The organism is Emticicia sp. 17c (assembly GCF_037153985.1).
Classification (GTDB): Bacteria; Bacteroidota; Bacteroidia; order Cytophagales; family Spirosomataceae; genus Emticicia.
The window spans coordinates 534509-553666 of record NZ_JBBAYI010000002.1 but is presented as its reverse complement, the minus strand read 5'-3'; the positions used below and the strand labels follow the sequence as shown (position 1 = coordinate 553666).

Annotated in this window: 10 protein-coding genes; all 10 read left to right on the top strand. The window is 42.8% G+C overall.

What is annotated here, in order from left to right; translation table 11 throughout:
* The first annotated feature begins 38 nt into the window (after nt 1-38).
* The 10 genes from WAA15_RS06805 (at nt 39) to WAA15_RS06760 (ending at nt 19137) form a co-directional block, all read left to right on the top strand.
* Nucleotides 39-1121: a FecR family protein gene (locus WAA15_RS06805; protein WP_337041958.1), complete on the top strand. Its 1083-nt coding sequence runs from the start codon at nt 39-41 to the stop codon at nt 1119-1121.
* Nucleotides 1122-1430: 309 nt separating this feature from the next.
* Entirely contained in the window at nt 1431-4736 is a 3306-nt protein-coding gene (locus tag WAA15_RS06800) for a TonB-dependent receptor (protein WP_337041957.1), read from the top strand.
* A gap of 20 nt (nt 4737-4756) precedes the next feature.
* A complete protein-coding gene (locus tag WAA15_RS06795) occupies nt 4757-6613 on the top strand; it encodes a RagB/SusD family nutrient uptake outer membrane protein (RefSeq protein ID WP_337041956.1) in 1857 nt (618 codons plus the stop codon).
* Nucleotides 6614-6696: 83 nt separating this feature from the next.
* Nucleotides 6697-8067, top strand: a complete 1371-nt coding sequence (locus WAA15_RS06790) for a 3-keto-disaccharide hydrolase (protein ID WP_337041955.1) — start codon at nt 6697-6699, stop codon at nt 8065-8067.
* Between the two features lie 50 nt (nt 8068-8117).
* The gene (locus tag WAA15_RS06785; RefSeq protein WP_337041954.1) at nt 8118-9818 is read left to right on the top strand and encodes a hypothetical protein; all 1701 of its coding nucleotides are present in this window, start codon (nt 8118-8120) and stop codon (nt 9816-9818) included.
* A gap of 26 nt (nt 9819-9844) precedes the next feature.
* Nucleotides 9845-11845 carry an NPCBM/NEW2 domain-containing protein gene (locus tag WAA15_RS06780; protein WP_337041953.1) on the top strand — a complete coding sequence of 667 codons (2001 nt, stop codon included), beginning with the start codon at nt 9845-9847 and terminating at the stop codon, nt 11843-11845.
* A gap of 15 nt (nt 11846-11860) precedes the next feature.
* Entirely contained in the window at nt 11861-13879 is a 2019-nt protein-coding gene (locus tag WAA15_RS06775) for an NPCBM/NEW2 domain-containing protein (protein ID WP_337041952.1), read from the top strand.
* A 30-nt stretch (nt 13880-13909) separates the two neighbouring features.
* Entirely contained in the window at nt 13910-15463 is a 1554-nt protein-coding gene (locus WAA15_RS06770; RefSeq protein ID WP_337041951.1) for a hypothetical protein, read from the top strand.
* Nucleotides 15464-15489: 26 nt separating this feature from the next.
* Nucleotides 15490-16818 carry a Gfo/Idh/MocA family protein gene (locus WAA15_RS06765; protein WP_337041950.1) on the top strand — a complete coding sequence of 443 codons (1329 nt, stop codon included), beginning with the start codon at nt 15490-15492 and terminating at the stop codon, nt 16816-16818.
* A 51-nt stretch (nt 16819-16869) separates the two neighbouring features.
* The gene (locus WAA15_RS06760) at nt 16870-19137 is read left to right on the top strand and encodes an alpha-L-rhamnosidase-related protein (protein WP_337041949.1); all 2268 of its coding nucleotides are present in this window, start codon (nt 16870-16872) and stop codon (nt 19135-19137) included.
* Nucleotides 19138-19158 lie beyond the last annotated feature (21 nt).

Genomic DNA, 19158 nt, shown 5'->3' with positions numbered 1-19158 from the left:
CAAAGATTGGCATCCTATAAACATTACTCACTTATCAGATGAACTTAGATTATCATAATTATAATTTTGAAGACTTTAGTCGGGATGAATCGTTTCGGCAATGGGTCTTTAATCCAGACAACAAAAACGAAACATTTTGGAAAAATTGGATGGCTCAACATCCCGAATCTGTTGAGCACATCAATCTTGCCAAAGCATTTTTATTAACGCTGCATGAAAAAGACATTGATTTAGACGATGCACAACTAGCCAGTATTACCGAAAAAATAGTTGAAGAAACCATAATTGTTAAGCCTCCTTTCTGGAAAACTCAGGTATTCAGAATTGCCGCTTCAATAGCTATCCTTTTAGGAATTGGCTTTCTGGGAATGAAATACTATACCGAAAAGCAGAAAATGGCATTTTTGTCGAAAATCAATCCGAATCTGCTAGTAAACTATATTGAAACCGAAAATCAGGAAGAAACCAGTAAAAAAATAACACTTGCCGACGGCAGCGTTATAACGTTGTATCCGAAAAGCAAAGTGCGCTATCCCAAACAATTTTCCCCCCAAGCGCGTGAAGTGTATCTGGTAGGGCAGGCATTCTTTGATATTACCAAGAATCCTAAACAGCCTTTCTGGGTTTATACCAATTACATTTCTACGCAGGTGTTAGGCACTAGCTTTATGGTGAAAGCCTTTGAAAATGAAAAAAACGTAAAAGTTGAAGTTCGCTCTGGAAAAGTATCGGTTTACAGCCGCGAAGATTTGGAAAAAGCCAAGCGGCAGAAAAAGAACGAGCTAGGAGGTATTATCCTGACCCCGAATCAGGCCATCGAATACTCGATAGCCGATGCCCGATTATTAAAATCAATCAGCAAACAACCTGAAATACTCGTCGGAGAATCACACACCAATTTTGTATTTGATGAAGCACCCATTGCTACCGTTTTTGCACAGCTTGAAAAAGCCTATGGTATTCATATTATCTACGACGAAAAAACCATGGAGAACTGCTACCTGACAGCCTCTTTTTCGGACGAATCACTTTATGAGAAATTAAATTTGATTTGTAAAATTACGCATGCTAATTACGAAATCGTTGATGCTCAGATAGTTATATACAGCAATGGCTGTTGAAATTAATTTTTTGTATTATTTCAAAAAAAAATTCGATAAAAACAAGTATCTGCAACACCACTGTGCCATCCATAAGTAAAACCACAATTTTATATGGATGCAACCTTTTACCCTATTTTAAACAAAAACATTGACTGCCTGTTGCCGTACCTTTCATCACCGGGAATCCTGAGTGGGTGATACGCCTTTGTTTTTTCTAATGGAAAAATAAAATATTCCTACTTATTCTTTGATAAAAAATATATTAACCCTAAATTTTATCTGATTCTGATGAAAGAGTATTTCTCCCCCCTATTAATAAAGAAACTTATGAGGGTTTCACTTGTACAACTATTATTAAGTATAATCGGACTTGGCATTTCTTATGCCCATTCAGCAGCAGGCCAGGAAGTTCTTGAGCAAAGAATAAGTATCAGGGCAGCAAACGAGAACCTGAAATCAACGCTCAATGTAATCGAACATAACATAAGTGTAAGATTTGTTTATAATCCCAGAGAGATAAACATCAGCCAACGGGTATCCTTTGAAGCCAAAAATGAAACCCTGAAAAACGTACTGGAAAGAATTTTCAGACCCTTGCAAATTTCGTATGAGGTGAACGGTAAGCAAATTTTGCTTTTTAAAGAAAACGCCAGCGTTATAAAGGAAGCCCAACTGGTATTACCTATGGCACCCATTGAAGAAGCCAAACCACTAAAAGCAATTACAGGTAAGGTAACCGACGAAAAGGGCGAAGGTATTCCGGGGGTAAGTATCCTTATTAAAGGAACCAACAAAGGAGCTACCACCGATATTGAGGGAATGTACCGCCTTGAGGTGGCAAACGAGTCGGCTATTCTGGTTTTTAGTTACGTGGGGTATCTTACACAGGAAATTCCGGCAGGGAATAAATCTATAATTGATGTAAAGTTAATGCCAGACGATAAAACCCTCGACGAAGTAGTAGTAGTAGGGTACGGCGAGCAAAAGAAAAGCGACCTTACTGGTGCGGTGGCTTCGATGCAGTCGAGAGACATTGTAAGAGCAAACCCTGTACTGGCATCGAAAGCACTACAAGGGCAAGTTGCAGGTGCAACCGTTACAAAAGCAGATAACAGACCCGGTAGTTCTTATAACATTACAATCAGAGGTGAAAACACCATCAATAACTCAACGGCCCCTCTGGTTGTAATTGACGGCCTTATGGGTGGAGACATAAACAACCTGAACCCGAACGATATTCAGTCGATGGATGTCTTGAAAGATGCTTCCTCAACGGCTATTTACGGAGCCAGAGGCGCAAATGGGGTAATTATTATCACTACCAAAAAAGGGTTGTCGGGTAAGCCAAGAGTTAGTTATGACAGCTACGTAGGTATAAAAACACCTGCTCACCTGCCAAAACTCATGAATAGCCAGCAATTCTATAAAGCAACTTATACCGATAGAATTCTGGAGGGTGCCGCAGAAGCCAAGTTTACCTCTATTGAGTTAGACAACATTAATAACGGACGCAGTACCGACTGGGTTGACCTCGTAACAGACCCGGGTGTACAAACAAACCAGACTTTGAGCATATCGGGTGGTACCGAAAAAACAACGTATCGTTTTTCGGGTGGGTTTCTTAATGAAGACGGAAACGTACTTAGCACCAATTTTAAAAGATATAACCTCAATGCTGGCCTTGACAGCAAACTAGGCGACCACTTTAAAGTAGGTTTTACGTCTTATGCTACCTATTCGATTCAGAACTTGGGTTCGCAGGAATCATTAAGAGGGGCCTACCGTGCCAGACCTACCGGCGTACCTTATTACAGCGACTTAACTAACCCTTCTGAAAATCAGGACATTAATGTGAACGGACTGGCTTTCTGGATGGGAATTAACGATAAACAAGTGCCGAATCCGTTGAGCGACGTTGATCCTAACCAATCGAAACTTCAGACAACGGTTTCTAACATTATGGCTAATGCGTACGTAGAGTACTCTCCAATTAAAGGGCTGAGCATCCGCTCTTCGTTGTCATCTACATATAGCACAACCAAAGTGGGCGATTTCAGAGGAACATGGTCTAAATCTCAGACTGGAAGCAAACCCAGAACACAAATAGATAACCGTATTCTGGGCAGTTATACCCTCGATAACATCATTACTTATAACCTTGAGCTAGGTCGCCACAAAATTAACCTGACGGGGCTGCAAAGTGCATTCTATCAGCGTAACGAAACCTCATCAATTGCAGTAAAAGACTTACCTTATGATTCAGACTGGTACGCCATCAATACCGGAACCGTTACGGCATATAACAGTTCTTTAATTGAGCGTTCGTTGTCGTCATATATGGGTCGTATCAATTATACGTTCAGAGATAAATACCTTTTAACGCTTACAGGCCGTTCCGACGGAGCTTCTCAGTTAGCACCGGGTAATAAGTGGGCGTTTTTCCCTTCGGTTGCTTTAGCATGGAGATTAATCGATGAATCGTTTATTCAAAACATAAAAGTACTTTCAAACCTGAAACTAAGAGTAAGTTATGGTGAAGTAGGTAACTCAACGGTTAACCCATATAGCACACAGGCAGGTCTTTTAAATACAGGCTACGACTTTGACGGAACCGCTGCTTATGGTTTTGCCCCTGCAAACCTCGGCAACAAAGACCTACGCTGGGAAAGAAGTAAAGAACTTAATCTGGGTTTGGATTTCGGGTTTTTCAGAAACCGTATTTCAGGAACGTTAGAGTTATATGACAGAAAAACACAAGATTTGATTCTGAATCAGAAAATACCAACTACCTCTGGTTTCTCGCAGGTAACCTCAAACGTAGGTAAAATCCAGAATAAAGGAATCGAAATCTTGTTAAATACGGTCAATATAGCCACACAGGATTTCACTTGGAACACTACACTTACCTTTACCAAAAATAATAACAAGTTGCTTGAACTGTATGGCAACGGGCAAATGGCCGACAAAGGAAATAACTTGTTTGTAGGGTACCCTATCAGAGCCAACTACGATTACAAATTTGCAGGTATCTGGCAGTTAGCCGATAAAGATTTAGCAGCAAAATACAATCAGGTGCCAGGCTCGGTAAGGGTAGTAGACCAAAACAACGATGGTATTATTTCGTCGGCAGAAGGTAAAGACGACAGAGTCTATCTGGGTTCTGAACTACCTAACTTCCTGATGGGTATGACCAACCGTTTCAGATACAAAAACTTCGACTTCTCGTTCTTTGCTTACTACCGTAACGGAACCTTATATAACAACAAAACCCTTTCAGGAACTTTTGGTGAAATAAACGCGCAACGTTACAATAAATTGGCAAATCTGGATTACTGGACAAGCGAGAACCCATCAAATACTTACTTTGGTGTAGCAGCGGCTAACCCTTACCGTAGTGCTATTAACTATCAGGATGCCAGCTTCCTCAGAATCTCGGATATTACTTTGGGGTATAATATTCCTAAAGGCTTGATGGATAAATGGAAACTTTATAACGCACGAGTATACACGCAGGTAATTAATCCAATTATTGTTTCAAAATTTATTGGATTTGACCCTGAATTCAATTCAGCGATTTATCAGGATGATGTTCCGTCTGTTACTGTCAGCTTGGGAGTTAACCTTAGTTTCTAATTCTATTTAATCGAAAGACAATGAAATCTATATATTCAAAAACTAAATTTTTACTTGTCGCTGGTTTATTACTTGTTTCGATGAGTTGTAAAGATAAATTCTTGGAAGAAAATCCTAAAACTACCCTAACTACCGATGTTTATTACAAAACTGAGGCTGGTTTTGAGGATTTGGTAAGAGCCTGTTACCCATTACTAAGAAATATTCACCAGAACAGAATGTTGGTCTTAAATGGTACAGACATTTTCTCTTCTCTAGGAACATGGAACCCCACGGCAACGGGTAAAGAAACCCCGCCAAGCCTGTTCGATGTGTACGATACCCGTTTTAATGCAACCGTACCCGAAATACAAAGCCTTTGGCAACTATTGTATACCGAAATTGCCCGTACCAATACCGTTATCAGCCGTGCCGACGGAATCACTACTATGGCGGCAGCCCTGAAAGATGCCAGAGTATCAGAAGCTAAATTTTTAAGAGCCCTATGTTTGTTTTATGCTGTTCAGCAATGGGGTGATATTCCAATGCCTTTGTCCGAAATAACCACACCTAAGAAAGATTTCCCTCGAGTACCAGCAGCCGAAGTTTACAAACAGATTATCAGCGATTTACTTGAGTGCGAAACAAAATTACCAGCAACAGCCTCAAACTACGGGCGTATCAATAAAGGTACAGCGCAATTTCTGTTAGCACGTGTATACCTTACCAGAGGCTGGAACTTCAATAACTCGTTGGGAGGCTCAAACGCTGACTTTGATTTAGCCCTTCAGTATGCCGACAAAATCATAGATGCCTACCCACTGGCAGCTAATTACAAAGACTTGTTCCCGAAAAGGTCTGATAACCCCCTGACACAATATACAGGCGCACAAAACGATAAAAACGCAGAGATTGTATTTGCTGTTCAATACAACTCAGATGTATTAACCAACAAAACCGACGCCGCCTTTACACAGGATGCCGCCGGAGGTAACGACCTGCACTCGCGCTTTGGCCCAAGTGGTGAGGGTTTCATCGGTAGTAAAGGCCGTACGTCTGACTACAACCGTAGTTTAGGCATTCACCAGATAAACACAGCCACATACCGTTTATTTGACCCTGATATCGACACGCGTTATGCACATAATTTTGTAAGCGTAGGCTATGCGCTTTCGGCTGTAAAAGATTATAAGCCGCTACCATTAAGTAACCCTAATTTAAAAGTAAGTTTCGCAGTGGGCGACACCGTTCTTGTTTGTCGCCCCTGGAACAAACCCACTACTACGCTAGCCGAAAGAGGCATTGATTTAGGAGGAACTAAAAATTATGCCGTCGTAAATACGTATGAATACGGTGGAGGGTATCCGATAGATAACTCAGGTTTTAATATTCAGGCACCATTAATGTGGAAATTCTGGCAACCGGGTATTCCTTATGGCGATGCCTACGGAACTTTCAACGAATGTGTTTTCAGAGCCGCCGAAGCCTATCTTATAGCTGCCGAAGCAATCGTAAAAGGAGCAAAAGGTGGCAAACTGGGCGGGGCAGAAGTCTATTATAACAAAGTGCTTGACCGCGCCTTAGGAACCAAAAAAGGCTCAGACCCTAAATGCGCCGCTGCGCCTGAAAACCAGAAATCTCTCGATGCTGTTTCGTACAGAGCTACCGCTGCCAATATTAGCATTGACCTCATTCTGGACGAAAGAGCCCGTGAATTAATGGGTGAATACAACCGTTGGTTTGATTTGAAAAGAACCGGAAAACTGGTTGAACGCGTGAAAAAATATAACCCCTGGACCAAAGGGCAATCAATTACCGACAAGCACTATTTAAGACCTGTGCCACAGTCTGAAATAGACCTTTCTTTCCCTAAGATGTCACAAAATCCGGGCTACTAATCCTAGTTTGCCTATCTATAAAAGAGAGAAGAAGCCAATGTTTCTTCTCTCTTTAAAACAGCCATCTATTCAACCTGAACACTATGAAAAATATAAGTAAGCTAGCATTTTACGGAATGTTATTGCTGAGTTTTGCCTCAAAAGCACAATGGAAAGACCTTTTCAATGGCTCAGACCTGAAAGGTTGGGTTAAGCGCAACGGCAATGCCGAGTACAAAATTGAAAACAAAACCATTATAGGGGTGTCTCACCTCAATACACCTAATACGTTTCTTTGTACAGAAAACCTCTACGGCGATTTTGTGCTGGAAGTAGACGTAAAAGTAGAGGTAGGTCTAAACTCAGGGATTCAGATTAGGAGTATCAGCGACCCCGCCGTTATGAATGGAAGGGTACATGGGTATCAGGTAGAAATTGACCCCGCTTTGCGTGCGTGGAGTGGCGGCATTTATGATGAAGCCCGAAACGGCTGGTTGTATCCGCTATCGGTTAACCCGCAAGGCCAGAAGGCTTTTCGAAATGGGCAGTGGAACAAATACCACATTGAAGCCATCGGTAATAGCATTAAAACATGGATAAACGGTATTCCGTGCGCTAATCTGCTCGACTCCCAAACAGCCAAAGGACTGATAGCATTACAAGTGCATCAGATTAAAAGACCAGAGCAGGAAGGTTTAACCGTGCAATGGCGCAATATCAGAATTGCTACTGAAAACCTGCAAGATGTTGTATGGAAAGGGGGAGAAGAAGCCCCTGAGGTTAGTTATCTTCCGAATCAACTATCTGAAAACGAAATCAGAAAAGGCTGGCGTTTACTGTGGGATGGCAAAACAACAGCAGGCTGGAAACTAGCCAATGGTAGCTCGTTTCCGAAAGTAGGCTGGGAAATACAAGATGGCGTTCTGAAAGTTACAGGCTCAAAAAAAGATAGCTTGCGTAAGGGCGGAGACATTGAAACAGAAAAAGAGTTTTCAAACTTTGAGCTTGAACTGGACTTTAAACTTACCACAGGTGCCAACAGCGGCCTGAAATATTTTGTGGTAGATGACCCCAAACGGAAAGAAGGCACGGGCTTAGGTCCTGAGTTTCAGCTACTGGATGATAACGTACACCCCGACGCCAAAGCGGGTGTAAATGGCAACCGTACAACGGCCTCGTTATATGACCTTATCACTGCCGAAAATCTGTCAGAAGGCAACAAAGAGAAACGAATGAACCCACCGGGTAAGTGGAATAAGCTAAGAATTGTATCGAAAGACGGGCATGTGGAACATTGGCTGAATAACCTGAAAATGGTTGAGTATGACCGCCACTCGCAGATATTCCAGAATCTGGTAGCCAAGAGCAAATACAATACTTATGCCAATTTTGCACAGGCATACGCAGGGCATATTCTACTTCAGGACCACGGCGATGAAGTACATTTCAGAAGTATTAAAATCAGAGAATTTTGAAAGGGAACAATTCGCTTCATCAACAGACTTCCTCAAAATTAAAAGCAGTTATGAATAGAAGAGCATTCGTAAATACAGGCATACTTTCGGTTTGTGCGGTTCCTTTTGTTAACCTTCGTGCATTTAGCAACTACGCTAAGCCCAGTTGGCTGCTAGAATGGATTAAACTACACGACCAGCAACTGCCAAAGTTTAAAACCCTGAAAGTAAACGACCCTAAGAATAAATACGTCGGCGGATATGCTGATGATGTAGAAATACCCAACCCGCATACAACAAGTAGTTTTGTAATTAAAGCCTGTATGCTGATGTCTTGCCCCGAATCAGCCTATTATCAATCAAAAGAGATACTGCAAGAAGTAGAAGCCGCTGCCAATGCCATGCTTAAATTTCAGCATACCGATGGCACCATCGATTTACTGGCTACTAATTTCCATTCAACCCCCGACACCGCCTTTATTCTGGAAAACATGGTTCCGGCCTATAAATTCCTGAAACAGTCGCAGGTAAAGGGTGCTGACAAAACAATGGGTTTATTACAGACTTTTCTTAAAAATGCTGGCGAAGGGCTCATAGTAGGGGGTATTCATACGCCTAACCACCGTTGGGTGGTTTCGGCTGCTTTAACAAAACTGAATGAGTTATTTCCTGACAAACGTTATACGAATCGTATAGACCAATGGCTGGCTGAACATATAGATATTGACCCTGACGGACAATACACCGAAAAAAGCACCAATAGTTATTCTCCAATCGTTAATCGCTCGTTGATAATCATGGCGCGAGGTCTTGGTAAACCCGAACTGCTGGAGCCCGTTTTAAGAAATCTTGAAATGACGCTCTATTATGTTCATCCTAACGGAGAGGTAGTTACCGAGGCCTCGAATCGTCAGGACAAAGGTAGTATCGGTAATATGTATAAATACTACTATTGTTACCGCTTTATGGCCCTGCAAAAAAACAACGGCCAAATGGCAGCTATGTGCCGGCAAATTGAACGAACCAGTACAAAAGAACAATTGGCGGCTTACCTCGATTATTTTCTGGAAGACCCATCTTTATGGCAGGAATTACCGGCCGACCAACCCCTGCCTACCAGTTATGCTAAAGCCTTCCCGTATTCGGGGGTAGTCAGAATCAGGCGTGGGGAGTGGGATACAACCCTGTTGTCGAACAATGCCGGATGGCTCACTTTTCATAAAGGTAATGCCGTTCTGCAAGCCATGCGTGTAGCGGCATCTTTTTTCGGAAAGGGACAATTCCAGTCTGAAAAAATTGTGCAGGAAGGTAACGCATGGGTGCTGAAAAAACACCTTGAAGGCCCTTATTACCAACCACTTGATAAAGATAAAATTTCGCCAGACGGCGACTTGGACAAAATGCCCCGAACGCTTCGTAAACAAAGCGAAGTGCAGCAACTTGATACCGTGGTGAAAATTCAGGAAGTTAACAACGGAATAGAAGTAGAAATAAACATGACCGGAACCGATGGGGTTCCGGTTTCACTTGAACTGATTTTCAGGGCAGGGGGTACATTTACAGGGGTTACGGGTTATCCGAATAATGCCAAAGCCTATCTGTTCTCTGCTCAGGCGGGTTCTTACTCTGTTGGCAACGATACAATCCATTTTTCGCCGGGCAGAATTGAGCATAAAGGCATTCAGCTACGAGGGGCATTGCCAGCGTTAGATACCCCCACCGTGTACCTCACAGGCTTTACGCCTTTCAGGCATACCATCCGATTATCCTAGAATCTGTTCCAATATTTAACCCTTATATGAATAAAAAAATAATAATGGTCTGGGTGCTGGCTTTGCTAAGCACAGGGCTTGCCGCACAAAAAACAAAGAGTATCTGGCTGGACGACCTGCCAATTAAATCATTTTCGGAGGGTATTCCGGCAGTATTGCCTAAAACAAATGCAGCCGGCGACTCCATGAAAATAAAAAGTGTGTACTATACGCATGGGGTTGGGGTTAACTCAACAAGTGTGCTGTCTTTCTACCTGAATGGCAACGCAACCGAGTTTTCGGCTTCGGTAGGGGTCGATGATAAAGGTGTAAAAAACCTCCCTCATCGGTTTTATGTTATTGGCGATAAAAAAATATTGTTTGATAGCGGAGAAATGAAATTAGGCGATGCCGCCAGAGCAATTAAAGTAAGTACAGAGGGTATTAAGCAACTTGGGTTGCTGGTGCTGGTCGATATGGAAATAAACAGAACTTATGCAAACTGGGCAGATGCAAAATTCATTATGAAAGAAAATGCCATTCCACAAACGCTTCCCAATAACGACGAAAAATATATACTGACACCCTTACCCGATAAAAAGCCTAAAATCAATTCGGCCAGAATATTCGGTGCAAGGCCTGGTAATCCGTTTTTATATACAGTTGCCACCACTGGCGAGCAGCCCATTAGCTACACTGCCCAGAACTTACCTGCGGGGCTTTCAATTAACAAAAAAACAGGAGTTATTTCTGGTAAAATCGCCCAGCGGGGTACTTATAAAACAATACTGAAAGCCCAGAATGCGTGGGGCGAAGCACAGAAAGAACTCAGTATTGTAATTGGTGATACCATTGCGTTAACTCCGCCCATAGGTTGGAATGGCTGGAACTCATGGGCTAAAAACATTGACCAAGAAAAAGTAATAGCCTCGGCCGATGCCATGGTTAAAATGGGGCTAAGCCAGCATGGCTGGACGTACATCAACATTGACGATGCGTGGCAGGGACAACGCGGGGGTGCATTTAATGCTATTCAGCCTAACGAAAAGTTTCCCCGTTTCAAAGAAATGATTGACTACATTCATGGGCTTGGCCTGAAAGTCGGCGTTTATTCAACACCCATGATTACAAGTTATGCGGGTTATATTGGTGGGTCTTCTGATAATGAAGACGGTAAAATTACAGAGGCCATCAAAGAAAACAAAAGGGCTTTCCGCTATGTCGGGAAATACAGATTTGAACAGAACGATGCCCGCCAGATGGCTGCGTGGGGTATTGATTACCTGAAATATGACTGGCGGATTGAAGTAGGCTCGGCACAGCGGATGTCGGAGGCCCTCAAAGTTTCGGGCAGAGACATTGTTTATAGTATTTCAAATTCTGCCCCTTTTGCCAATGCGCAAGATTGGGCAAGACTAACCAATACATTCAGAACTGGCCCCGATATCCGTGATAGTTGGTTGAGCCTCTATCATTCAGCTTTTACGCTCGATAAATGGGCACCCTTTGGTGGGCGTGGGCATTGGCTTGACCCTGACATGATGATTCTGGGAAATGTGACTACGGGGTCGGCGTTGCATCCTACCCGCCTCACACCCGACGAGCAATATAGTCACGTAAGTCTTTTCAGTTTATTGTCGGCACCATTACTCATTGGTTGCCCCATTGAGCAGCTCGATGCCTTTACACTTAATTTACTTACCAACGATGAGGTTATCGAAATTAATCAGGATGTACTGGGAAAACCCGCTCGCCTCATAAGTCAGGAAAACGGAGTACAGGTGTGGCTGAAACCCTTAGAAGATGGCTCCTATGCTGTTGGGCTTTTCAATATTGCTCATTTTGGAGAAACACCCCAGTCTTATTTCCGTTGGGGCGATGAACCCACCATTAATTATCAGTTCGATTTCAGCAAAGTTGGGTTGTCGGGTAGTTTCAAGCTACGGGATGTATGGAGACAAAAAGACTTGGGTCTTTTCAGCCAGTCGTTCAAAACTAATATCAGGCACCACGGAGTTACCATGCTACGCATGATTCCAGTAAAATAATTAAGTTATCTGACCATGTTACAATTTAAAAAGCACTTAACCACTATTTTTATAATTTTATCACTAGCTGCCTCTGCCCAACATACAAAGGTGGTGTGGCTAGATGATTTACAAATTCAGTCGTACTCAGAGGGGCTACGTCCCGTTCAGGCCAAAAGAAACTACTCAAACGATACGTTGCGTATGAGCGGTAAAAAGTATGAACGAGGCTTAGGGGCGCAGTCTCCCTGTGTACTGGCTTTTGCATTGAACCAGAAAGCTAAACGGTTTTCGGCATTGGTAGGGGTCGACGACTTAGGAAATAAGGATATTCCGCTGACCTTTTATGTACTCGGCGACGGCAAGATACTTTTTGAAAGCAAGGAAATGTCGATAGGAGATGCCCCTGTTAAAGTAGACGTAAATCTGACGGGTATTAAACAACTGGGTTTATTAGTAACCGATAAAGTGGGTGGAATAAACAATAAAAGAACCTATTGTAACTGGATAGACGCACAACTTGAAATGCTCGGCAATAATATGCCCGAACACGTAATTAATCCGGGCGAAAAATATATTTTAACCCCTCAGCCTTCGGCTAAGCCCAGAATAAATTCGGCAAAATTATTTGGTGCCACACCCCAGAATCCCTTTCTCTATACCATTGTAGCCACAGGGCAGAAACCAATCAGTTTTTCAGCTATAAATTTGCCCAAAGGTTTGGTATTAGACACAAAAACCGGAATTATTACCGGAAGTATCAGCGAAAAAGGGACTTATACAACCACCCTGAAAGCTAAAAATGTACTCGGAGAAGCAACCAAAGTGCTAACCATACAAATAGGAGATACAATTGCTTTAACGCCCCCCATCGGCTGGAATGGCTGGAACTCATGGGAAGCCAGAATTGATAGAGAAAAAGTAATTGCTTCGGCAGAAGCAATGGTAAAAACAGGCTTAAAAGACCACGGCTGGAGCTACATAAATATTGACGATGCTTGGCAAGGAAAACGCGGCGGCCCCGATTTTGCGCTTCAACCTAACGAAAAATTCCCCGATATTAAAGGTATGTTTGACTACATCCACTCGCTTGGTTTAAAAGTGGGCTTGTATTCTACACCTTATATTTCGAGTTATGGCGGGTACCCGGGGGCATCGTCAGACTTTAAAGAAGGAGGCGAAACGCATGAGTCTATTATGGTGGATAGGCGCGCTTTTAACCACATTGCCAAATACAGATTTGAAGAAGTAGATGCCCGCCAAATGGCCGAATGGGGAACCGATTTTCTGAAATATGACTGGCGGATTGATGTTAACTCAACCGAACGTATGCGCAATGCCTTGAAACTGTCGGGGCGTGATATCGTCTTTAGCTTATCAAATAATGCCCCTTTCGATAAAGTAGCCGACTGGGTGCGTACCTCAAATATGTATCGTACAGGGCCTGACATTAAAGATAGCTGGACGAGCCTCTACCTTACTTCTTTTACGCTCGACAAGTGGTCGCCCTACACAGGGCATGGGCATTGGGCTGACCCCGACATGATGATTGTCGGAAAAGTTGCGATTGGCTCCGAAATGCACGATACCCGCCTTACACCCGACGAGCAGTATAGCCATGTAAGTATGTTTAGTTTACTGGCGGCTCCCCTACTGATAGGCTGTCCCATTGAAAAACTGGATGCCTTTACGCTAAGCCTGCTGTCGAATGATGAAGTTATTGAAATTAATCAGGACCCACTTGGTAAAGGTGGAAGGCTGGTTTTGAATGAGAACGGCGTTGAGGTTTGGCAAAAACCATTAGAAGATGGCTCGTATGCCATTGGTCTTTTTAACACCGCCGATTTTGGAAAAACACCACAGTCTTATTTTCACTGGGGTAACGAAAAAACCAAAACCTTTACGCTGGATTTAACTAAACTCGGGCTAAAAGGAAAATACAACATACGGGATGTTTGGCGGCAGAAAGACTTAGGTACTTTTAGCCAATTGTTTAAATCCGAAATACGCCACCACGGAGTTGTTTTGGTACGGGTATTTCCGGTGAAAAATTAATAATAGAGAATGATTTAAAACGAAGAAGATATGCAAAAGATTCTTATTGCCGGAACGCTTTTCTTAGGCGCAATACTCACTTTTTTTCGGGCAGAAGCCCAGAAAAAGGACGAGCTATACACAAAAAAATATAGCTATCAGCACTTGTCAGCATATCAGAAAAAACTATTCAATACTTTTATAGAAAACGAAGTTCCTCAGAATAAAGGAGTTGAAGCAGCCCTGACAGATAACATAAGCCTACGGTCGATGACACGCGTAGCCCAGTCCTTATTGTTCAGAAACGCCAACGGAGATAAAGAAAACGCCGTGGTAATTCTGGAATGGATTCTGAAAAACCAGTATCAGGACGAAACCTCAAAACTTTATGGTATCTGGAAAACCTCCGTTGCTAATGACAGATTTGACCAGAACTGGCGTGAGTTTATAGGCTGCGATTTAATAATTATCCGTGAGCGGTTTCGTCATCTGTTGCCTTCATCTCTTGTTAAAAACATCGATGCAGGGCTGATTCATGCAGCCAAAGGGGCATTGGCCAGAAATGTAGGGGCAGATTATACCAATATTTCTATCATGAGCGCATTTCTGATGGAATATGTCGGCACAACATTTGGGCTGGAGTCACTCAAAAAAGCAGGTATTGCCAAAGCGCACGAGATATTCAATTTATATAAAAGCCATAAGACGTTCAGCGAGTATAATTCACCTACTTACTATGGCGTAACCCTTATCGGGCTGGCTTTATGGCGCGAACTGGCCCCCTCAAAAGAAATACAAACCATTGGGGGAAACCTCGAAAAAGAATTCTGGCATGAAATAGCCAACTTATATAATCCTGACCTGAAGAATATTCCGGGGCCACATTTTAGAGGATATGGTATGGACATGACCAGATATTTTGCTATTACAGGCATCTGGATTGCGTTGGCCTTAGACGATGAGCACCTCAGCCCTTTACCACCTGCAAACGCCCCTAAATATGGCGAAGTAAGTAACCTTTCTACCATCCTGAATCTGGGGCTTTCTATTCCGAAAGACGACTTAAAAGCCTTGAAATCTTTCTCAAAACCTCATAGCATTATTCGCAATGTACCTAACAAATATAAAGGCGATAGCATTAAGCTAGCCACCACGGTAATTAATAAAGATTGGATGATGGGTGGCTTGTGGGGGAATAAGCGTGTATGGGAACAGATAAAAGCCGGAACTATTCATTGGAAAGCAACCAATGGTGAAGTTGCATGGCTGGCTATACTGGGCGACGGAAACACGAATGTTAAAGTGAGCCAGCAAGCAATGTTTATCTATACCAGTAGTGCCGTTGCCTATCAGCTCGAAATTCTGGTTTATTCTCCTGAAACAGACGAAAAAGTATTTGCCAAGCAGGATTGGACTTTGTCGGGCATGAAACTACACACCAGAACAACACTTAAATTGATAAAAACCGAAAAAATAAACCATCAAGACGCTGATAAAAAATACGCTATTGCCGACGATATTCCTTTCTTCTATAAGGTAGTATATGAGGTTCCGGCCAACTGGAACCTCAATCAGCCCTTACTGGAAATCACACCCGAAAAATAATTTATTCAACCCTATAATTTACAGTTATGAATTCTCGTAGAAATTTTATTAAAAATACCGCTTCTGCCATCGGAGGGCTAGGGCTAATGGAGCTATTGCCTTTAGAAACACTTGCCTCTATCCGAAAAAAAGTTGCCCCAAGCGATAGAATTAATGTTGGGCTGATTGGGGTTAAAAATCAGGGTTTTAATAATATTCGGGCTTTTCTGAAAATAAATGAAGTAAACCTTGTGGCTATCTGTGATGTAGACGATGAGCAACTAGCCAAACGCAAGGAGGACCTCAGCAAGGCGGGTTTTCCAAACCTTACCATTTATAAAGACTACCGGAAAATGCTCGAAGATAAAAACATTGATGCAGTACTGGTTGCTACCCCCGACCACTGGCATTGTTTGCAAATGGTTGATTCGCTATCGGCCGGAAAGCACGTGTATGTCGAAAAACCAGTAGCTAATTCTATTGCCGAGGCCAAAGCCATGGTGCGCGCAGTAGAAGCATCGGGCAAAGTAGTACAGGTAAATCAATGGCAAAGAAGCCAAAAGCATTTCAAAGATGCCGTTGCTTTTGTAAAATCGGGTAAGTTAGGCACTATTATTAATACTAAAACCTGGATGTACCGCGGTACACAGCCTTTGCCTGTGTTGCCAGACACAACCGCTCCGGCAGGGGTTGACTATAACTTGTGGCTAGGGCCAGCCGCTAAACGCCCGTTTAATGCCAACCGATTTCATTATGAGTTCCGTTGGTTCTGGGATTACGCCGGTGGCCTGATGTGCGACTGGGGTGTGCATCTGCTCGATATTATGCTTTGGGGTATGGGTGTCAGCGAACCTCTTTCGGTTTCGTCAGTTGGTGGTAAACGCCTTTTCCCGACCGATGCCCGCGAAACCCCCGATTATATTCATGTAACGTACGATTTTGGTAGTTTTTCAAACACATGGGAACACTACATGGGCATTGGGGCCGGACAATACGGCAAAGGCCACGGCATTGCTTTTATTGGCACCAAAGGCACACTGGTTGTAACCCGTAATGGATGGGAGGTAATACCCGAAAGAGAAGGACAACAGGGTTTTAGAATGGAAGCCGTGCCGCTCATCGAAAAGTCTGACAATGGGCTTGAACTACACGCCAGAAACTTTATTGAAGTAATGAAAAACGGAAAGCTAGACCAATTGGCTTGCCCTATTCATGCCGGAGCAACCGTAGCTATTAATGCCCACATGGGTAATATTTCGTTGCGTAGCGGAGATAAAATATACTGGGATGCCGCCAAAGGCAAGTTCGACAATAAAACGGCTAATACTTTAATAAAACCAACGTATCATAACGGATTTGTTTTTCCAAAGGTATAAATTAGGGCATCAATGCTTGGCCATTTATTTACAACCAGTTTTTCAAAGTGCATGAATAAAATTATTTCAGGAATACTTTTTAGCTTATGGATATTTGCTGCACAAAGCCAGCCACCTTTCCGGCTGCGTTGCGATTTGCTGCTCAATACCAGTAATGTATATCAGGAGGGTATTTTGGCCAAACAGACTCTTGCAATAGCCAGTCAGCAAAAACAATTGTTTCAGTTTGCGTACATTAGTAACAAGCAACCACATTTCAGTTGGGAGGTAGCCACTTCGCAAAGTAAAATAACAGCCTGCCAGATTCTGGTTGCGTCTGACACCCAACTGTTGGCGCAAAACAAAGCTGATTACTGGGATTCCCATAAAGTTAACACTGGTAAAAACAGGCTTACTTATAGCGGCAAACCTCTGGACACCGGAAAAGTATATTACTGGAAAGTGCAAACATGGGGTGCAGGTGGCAAAGCCTCAGGTTTTTCAGAGGTGGCAGCATTTTACCTTGATGCCCCCGACAAGGCCGAACCATTTGCACATCATCCTTTGGTTGCCGACATTCAGGAGCCGGTTCAGCTTGTAAAAACAGGCGCAGATGCCTATTTTCTTGATTTTGGTAAAGATGCACTCGGGCAACTGACTTTCAATTTAACAAGTCCTAAGACTGATTCTATCTGGATTGAAGTAGGCGAAGCACTCCAACAACCGACAGTTATTCATAAAAACCCGGGGCGTAATATCCGTTACTTGAAAATACCTTTACTAATAAAAGCAGGTACGCACGAATATTCGATTGTTTGGCAAACTAACGAAAAACGCAATGCCCGCAACCCGATTTTAATGCCTGATTATATAGGTGAGGTATATCCGTTCAGGTATGTAAGTATTCAGAATTTCACAGGAAGTCTTACAAAAGAAGCTATCAAAAGAAAAATAGTACATTACCCCTTCGATGAGCGTGCGTCCAGCTTTATTTCAAGCGATACCGTTCTGAATCAGGTATGGGACTTGTGCAAATACTCTATGAAAGCCACAAGTTTTACTGGCTATTATGTTGACGGAGACCGCGAAAGGATTCCCTACGAAGCCGATGCACTTATTAACCAGTTGTCGCATTATGCGGTTGATGCCGAATATAGTATCGGGCGGCGTTCAATGAATTACCTGATTTTTCATCCGACATGGCCTACCGAATGGAGTTTGCAGAATGTTCTCATTGCTTGGAATGACTATATGTATACCGGCGATACCTCGTTATTAAAAAACTATTATACCGACCTGCAAAACAAAATGTTAATGCCATTGGCAGGTAATAATGGCTTAATAAGTACACGTACTAATAAACAGACAGATGAGTTTCTGAAAACCATTCATATAACCAAAACCTTCGATAACAGGCGTGGCCTGCACGATAACGTAGACTGGCCTCAGACCGGAGATTACATTGGAAATGAAAAAGAATATAAGGGCGAAACCGACGGCTTTGTGTTCAATACTTACAATGCCGTTATTAACGCCTATTATTACCGGAATCTGGTTCTGATGGAGAAAATAGCTAATCTGTTAGGAAAACCGACCGACGCACAACAATATCAGAACAAAGCAAGGCAAGTGTATACTTCTTATCTTAAAACTTTTCAGGAAGCCAAAACGGGTTTAATCAAAGATGGCGACAGCACAAACCATACCTCTTTACATGCCAATATGTTTGCATTAGCCTTTGGGTTAGTGCCTCAGAAAGATGTAAAAAAGGTAGTTGATTTTATCAAAAGTAGAAAAATGGCTTGTAGTGTATATGGCTCCCAGTTTTTGATGGAAGCTCTATACGAAGCCAGAGAAGCCGACTACGCCCTTCAGCTACTTTCATCAACAGCACACAGAAGCTGGTATAACATGATTCGGGTTGGTTCAACCATTACGCTCGAAGCATGGGATAAAGCCTATAAGCCTAATCTGGACTGGAACCACGCTTGGGGTGCGGCCCCTGCCAATATTATTGTGCGGAAACTGATGGGAGTAGAGCCTCTCACTCCTGCCTTCGACACTTTCCAGATAAAACCCCAAACAGGTAGCTTAACGTTTGCCAGCCTTAAAACACCAACCATTAAAGGCATGGTTGAAGTTAGCTTCAAAAAAGCTGATGCCTCTACAACAATGGAGGTAGTTGTACCCGGCGGCACAAGCGCAGACATCTACATACCTGCCGATGCGCACAAAAAACACCTCCGTATTAATGGGCAACAGCAAAGCCTGACAGTACAAAATGGGTATTACCTATTACCAATGGCAAAATCAGGAAGGTATAAATTTGAATTGAATTAGTAAAAGCAGATTATAAAATGA